Annotated in this window: 4 protein-coding genes and 2 pseudogenes; 1 reads left to right on the top strand and 5 read right to left on the bottom strand. The window is 68.1% G+C overall.

What is annotated here, in order from left to right; genetic code table 11:
• Window positions 1-149: 149 nt before the first annotated feature.
• From KZA10_RS07265 to KZA10_RS07245, 5 genes and pseudogenes are all read right to left on the bottom strand, one after another.
• Window positions 150-2471, bottom strand: a pseudogene (locus KZA10_RS07265) (efflux RND transporter permease subunit); the annotation flags it as partial.
• Between the two features lie 16 nt (window positions 2472-2487).
• The gene (locus KZA10_RS07260) at window positions 2488-3075 is read right to left on the bottom strand and encodes a TetR/AcrR family transcriptional regulator (RefSeq protein ID WP_055869476.1); all 588 of its coding nucleotides are present in this window, start codon (window positions 3073-3075) and stop codon (window positions 2488-2490) included.
• A gap of 140 nt (window positions 3076-3215) precedes the next feature.
• Window positions 3216-4040 (bottom strand): annotated as a pseudogene (locus KZA10_RS07255) (Gfo/Idh/MocA family protein); the annotation flags it as partial.
• Window positions 4041-4051: 11 nt separating this feature from the next.
• Window positions 4052-4411 (bottom strand): CrcB family protein, encoded by a 360-nt coding sequence (locus KZA10_RS07250; protein ID WP_055876617.1) that lies wholly within the window; start codon window positions 4409-4411, stop codon window positions 4052-4054.
• Complete coding sequence (locus KZA10_RS07245; RefSeq protein WP_258185807.1) at window positions 4408-4782, bottom strand: CrcB family protein; 375 nt, start codon at window positions 4780-4782, stop codon at window positions 4408-4410. Before KZA10_RS07245 ends, KZA10_RS07250 begins: the two co-directional genes overlap by 4 nt.
• Window positions 4783-4869: 87 nt before the next feature.
• Between KZA10_RS07245 and KZA10_RS07240 the strand changes: the two genes are divergently transcribed.
• Window positions 4870-5424, top strand: a 555-nt coding sequence (locus KZA10_RS07240; RefSeq protein WP_256934526.1) for an FAD-dependent oxidoreductase, incomplete at its 3' end; no start/stop codon positions are given.

Here is a 5424-nt window from a genome sequence, read left to right as displayed (position 1 = left end):
ACCTCGTATCGCACGAACATCACTCGTTCGCTACCGGGAATGTCGAAGAGCTCGAAGAAGCTCTGATTTTCGCGTTCTTCCTTGATCTCAGTTATGCCTGCTGTCAGAAGAATGACCTGCTGCTCGACGGTGGCGATGTCCTGCAGCTACACGATGCCGGCGGGGGTCGGGATCGCGAGCGTCCTGAGCGCCTCGACCGTGGTCGGCGGGTTCGGGGTGACGATGTAGACCGTGAGGGCGGTGTCGTCGATCTCGACGGATCCCGCCTGCTGCGGGCGCATGGTGCCCGACACGATGCCTCCGACGGCGACCTCGGAGAGTCCGCGCTGTGCGGCGGCCTCCCGGTTGACCACGACGGCGATGTACGGCAGCGACGCGGCGAGGTTGTCGCTCACCTGGCCGACGCCGTCGCGCCCGTCGAGCTCTTCGACCAGCGTGGTCGTCGCGGTCTGGAGGTCGTCGGAGTTCGAGGCGCTGACCGTTATCTCGATATCGCTCGATCCGAAGCCGGCCGATGCCGAGACGGCCACGTCGCCCACGTCGTCGCCGAGTCCGTCGATCGCATCCTGCACGTCGGCGCGGAGCTTCTCCTGGTCGGCATCCGAGTCGGTCAGCACCGAGTAGGTGACGCCCGCACCGCCGGAGAAGGCATCGCTGAGCGCCGAGCCGCTGGTGCCGATCGAGGCCTGCACATGCTCGATGCCGTCGATGTCGAGGAGGGCATCCTCGACCGCGACCGCGGCATCCGACTTCGCCTGCAGGCTCGCCGACGGGCCGAGGTCCTGCGTGATGGTCATGGTGTTCTGACCGGAGTCGCCGAGGAAGTTGACCTTCATCAGCGGCGCAGCGGCCAGGGTGGCGCCGAGCACGACGACCGCGAGGATCACGGTGATGCCGGAGTGCTTCAGCGTCCAACCCAGGATCGGGCGGTACTGCCGCTGCAGCCAGGTCGGCGGGGCGTCGGGGTGCTCGGGGTCGATCGCGTCGCCGTGCTCGTCGAGCAGCGGCTTGCCGGGCTTGAGGAACCAGTATGCGAGGACCGGCACGATCGTGAGTGCGACCAGGAGCGACGCGACCATCGCGATCGTCACGGTCATCGCGAACGGACGGAACAGCTCGCCGACCATGTCGCCGACGAAGACGATCGGCAGGAACACCGCGACCGTCGTGATGGTGGATGCGGTGATCGCCATGGCGACCTCGCGCACCGCGAGACGGATCGCATCGCCCTTGTCGGCATCGCCGACGTAGTGGCGTTTGATGTTCTCGATCACGACGATGGAGTCGTCGACCACTCGACCGATCGCGATCGTGAGCGCGCCGAGCGTGAGCACGTTCAGCGAGTAGCCGAACGCCTGCAACCCGATGAACGTGATGAGCACGCTGGTCGGGATCGAGATCGCGGTGACGAGCGTCGACCGGACCGACAGCAGGAACACGAGGATCACGAGCACAGCGAAGACCAGGCCGAGAAGACCCTCGGTGGCGAGCGTCTCGATCGACTGCACGATGAACGGCGCCTGGTCGAAGATCACCGTGAACTGGGCGTCGGGGAAGGCCTCGCCGATCGTGTCGAGCGCGGCGATCACGCCGTTGGACACCTCGACCGTGTTCGCCGCGGGGAGTTTGGTGATCGAGATCGAGAGCGCGTCCTTGCCGTCCACGCGCGAGATGGAGGTGACGGGGTCGGACTCCTGCACGACCGACGCCACATCGCCGATGGTGGCATCGGTGCCGACCAGCGGAAGCGCGGCGATCTCCTCGACCGAGGTGATCTTCGCCCCGGTCTGGACGGTGAGCGTCTGCCCGTTCTCGGTGATGTCACCGCCGGGGAACAGCGTGCCGTTCTGCTTCAGGGCATCGCTGATCGCCGTGGTGCTCGTGCCGACGGCGGCGAGCTGCGCGACGTCGGGGGTGATGCTGATGCGCTGCCCGACCCCGCCGACGATCTCTGCGGCGTTGACGCCGTCGACGTCTTCGAGTTCGGGGATCGCGACGGACTCGAGCTCGGCCTGGGCGTTCTCGGCATCCTCGAAACCCGTGACGGCGACCTGGATCACCGGGAAGTCGTCGATCGAGACCGAGAGCACCTGGGGGCTCACATCCTCCGGCAGCTGCGAGGAGATGCGGTTGATCGCCTGCTGGATCTTCTGCTCGGCCGTGGCGAGGTTCGTGCCGTAGGCGAACATCGCCTGCACGATCGACGCGTTGGTGGTGCTGGTCGCCGTGGTCGATTCCAGACCGGGCACGCCCTGGATCGCCGCTTCGACCGGCGTGGACACGTCGTTCTCCACCACCTCGGGCGATGCGCCGGTGTAGGTCGTCATGACCACGAGCGCCGGCAGCTCGAGCGAGGGGATGAGCTCCTGCTTGAGGTTCGTGAGCGCGAGACCGCCGAACACCGCCGCGACGATGGTGATGAGGGCGATGAGCGCGCGGTTCTTCAGGCTCAGGATGGCGAGTTTCGACAAGGCGGTTTCCTCGGTGTCAGGGGGTGGCTGTCGCTGCGGAAGGGGTGGAGACGGCGTCTCCGAGGATCCGCGCCAGTGCGGACTCGATGAAGGACTGGGCGAGGCGATCGTCGCGGATCTGCATGCTCCACATGACGCCGTCGATGAAGATCATCGCCGCTCTGGCGCGTTCTTCACCGTAGGTCGGCGCGAGCAGTTCGACGAGGCGGTTCGACAGGTGTCGCGCGAGTTCACGAAGGCGAGGGTCGTGCACGGCTGCCGTGACCACGGCGCGGTCGGCCTGGACGGCGTGGTGGTCGTCCATGCTCTCGAACACGAGAGCGGCGATCACCTCGGGGCTGTCGCCGCGCTCGGCGAGAGTCTGACGGACACCGTCGAGACGCGCGTCGACCTCTTCGGCGAGCGCGCGGAAGGCCGCGGACCGGAGGTCGTCGAGGGTGTCGAAGTACTGGGTCGTCGCCCCGAGGGGCACCCCGGCGCGCGCGGCGACCATGCGGTGCGTTACGGCCTCTGCGCCCACCTCGACGATGAGCTCTGCGGCAGCGGTGACGATCTCGAGACGGCGCGCTTCAGGGTCACGTCGACGACGCGCACCATGCTTCATCCCGCCCCCTTGGACATCCGTACATGTACGTTTGTACATTTTCGGATTGTGAGGATGCTGGGAGCGGTCCCTTCGAATCGCGCGATGGGTTCCATCCGGGCCGCTGGTGCAGCCGGTCGCGCGATTCGAAGACAGTTGCCTCAGACCAGAGCGGCCTCGACCTGGCCCCGCTCGAAGTAGGCGACGAGCTCGGGATCCAGCGGCGGGATCTCGATCGCCGAGCCGTCACCTCGCAACGACGCGGTGGCGAGGATGCCCGCGGCCACTGCCTCGCGCGCGGCGACGGGAGAGGTCTCGGTCAGACCCCCGTGGCGGACGAACCGCAGGAACTCGGCGACGAGCAGCGCGTCGGCGCCGTCGTGACCCGCATCCGGCACCTCGGGGACGATGAAGGTCTCGTCGGCGTCGGCCGCGCCGGCATGCCGCCGATTCCACAGCTTGACCTCGCTGCCGGCCACATCGCCGAAGTTCTCGATGCGCCCCTCGGTGCCGATCACGGTGTAGTTGCGCCAGTAGTCGGGGGTGAAGTGGCACTGCTGGTACGACGCGAAGATGCCGCCCTCCAGCTGCATGTTCACCATCGAGATGTCTTCGACGTCGACCACGGGGTGGAGTCCCGTGAGCGCGGTGGGCGGCCAGTTGTCCATGCTGAACCAGTCCGGCATCCGCTCCCCCGCCCTGTCGCGGCGGTCGGTGATGTCACCGTAGACGCTCAGCGCCCCCATCGCGGAGACCCGCTCGCTGTAGGCGCCGGCGAGCCAGTGGATGATGTCGATGTCGTGCGCACCCTTCTGCAACAGCAGTCCGGTGGTGCGGCGGCGGTCGGCGTGCCAGTCCTTGAAGTAGAAGTCGCCGCCGTGGCCGACGAAGCGCCGCACCCACACGGCCTTGACCTGGCCGATGCGGCCGCTCTGGATCAGCCCGCGCATGAGCGTGATCACGGGCATGTGCCGCATGTTGTGACCGCATCCCCGGATCAGAAGAGGGAGCCGAGAGCCAGGCCGAGGCCGGCCGCGAGCACGCCGAGCAGCAGCATCCCGATCGCATTGAACGCGGATGCCCGGCGTTCGCCGTCACGCCACAGAGCGACCGTGTCGAGCATCGCCGTGCTGAACGTCGTGTAGCCGCCGAGCAGCCCCGCCCCGAGGAGGAAGGCGGCATCCGGCAGCGCGGCGGTCACGAGACCGAGCGCGAACGATCCCGAGATGTTCACCAGCAGGATGCCCCAGGGGAAGCGGCGTCCGGCCAGACGAGCGACCCCGAGGTCGACGAGATAGCGCAGCACCGCGCCGATCCCTCCGGCGAGCGCGGCACCGAGGAACAGCAGCGGACTCACGATGTCCTCCCGGTGCGGGGGCGACCGAGATGCAGCCCCAGTGCCGCCGCACCGAGACCGAGCACGAGAGTGCCCACGGCGTAGACGATGGCGAGGATCGGCGCGCTCGTCCACAGGTCGAGCGTGCCCGTCATGAAGGCGCTGTACGTCGTGAAGCCTCCGAGCACGCCGGTTCCGAGCATCAGCCGCAGGTCGGCCGATGCCGGAAGACGCGCGGCCAGCACGCCGATCAGCAGCGCCCCGACCACGTTCGCGATGAGCACCGCGACGGGGAATCCCCCGGTGTCCGGGAGCACGAGCCCCAGGCCGAGCCGCGCCGCCGTACCCATCGTGCCGCCGGAGGCGACGAGGAGGATGCGGCGGAAGTTCACGTCCGCCACTGTAGTCCCCGACTGGCAGTGCGCCGTTCGGATGTCAAGGCGGTGGATACCGGATCGCGAACAGCGTTGACTGACGACATGAATCCCCTGTGGAAGCTCGACCGGACACTGCCCGCCGGATCGCCCTTCGAGCCCGGAGCCCTGCACGACGTCGTGATCGTGGGCGCCGGGATCACCGGCCTCTCGACGGCGGTGATGCTCACCAGGGCCGGCCTCGATGTCGCGGTGATCGACGCGGGCGGCATCGCCCAGCTCGCGACGGGCGCGAACACTGGAAAGCTCTCCCTCTTGCAGGGCGCACAGCTCGCGACCATCCGACGGCACCACCCGGCAGCGCTCGTCCGCGCGTACGTCGACGCCAACCGCTCGGGGATGGAGTGGCTGCTCGCGTTCGCGGAACTCGCGGGAGTCCCCTTCACGCGCCACACCGATCACTCGTACGCCCAGGGTCCCGCCTCGCGTGCGGCGGAATGCTGCTCGTCGACGGTGTCCTTCCCGGCGGGACCCATCGACACCGGCGACGACGACCGCCAGATGGAGTGGCTCGCCCGGGCTGTCACCATCCGCCTCGGCGGCGTCGGACACATCGCCGAGTACGCGATGACCGGAGCAGACGTGCGGCGCACGGCCGTG

This window comes from Microbacterium sp. BF1, assembly GCF_019279095.1.
Taxonomy (GTDB): Bacteria; Actinomycetota; Actinomycetes; order Actinomycetales; family Microbacteriaceae; genus Microbacterium; species Microbacterium maritypicum.
The sequence above is the reverse complement of the archived record's forward strand: the minus strand, read 5'-3'. Positions and strand labels throughout refer to the sequence as shown.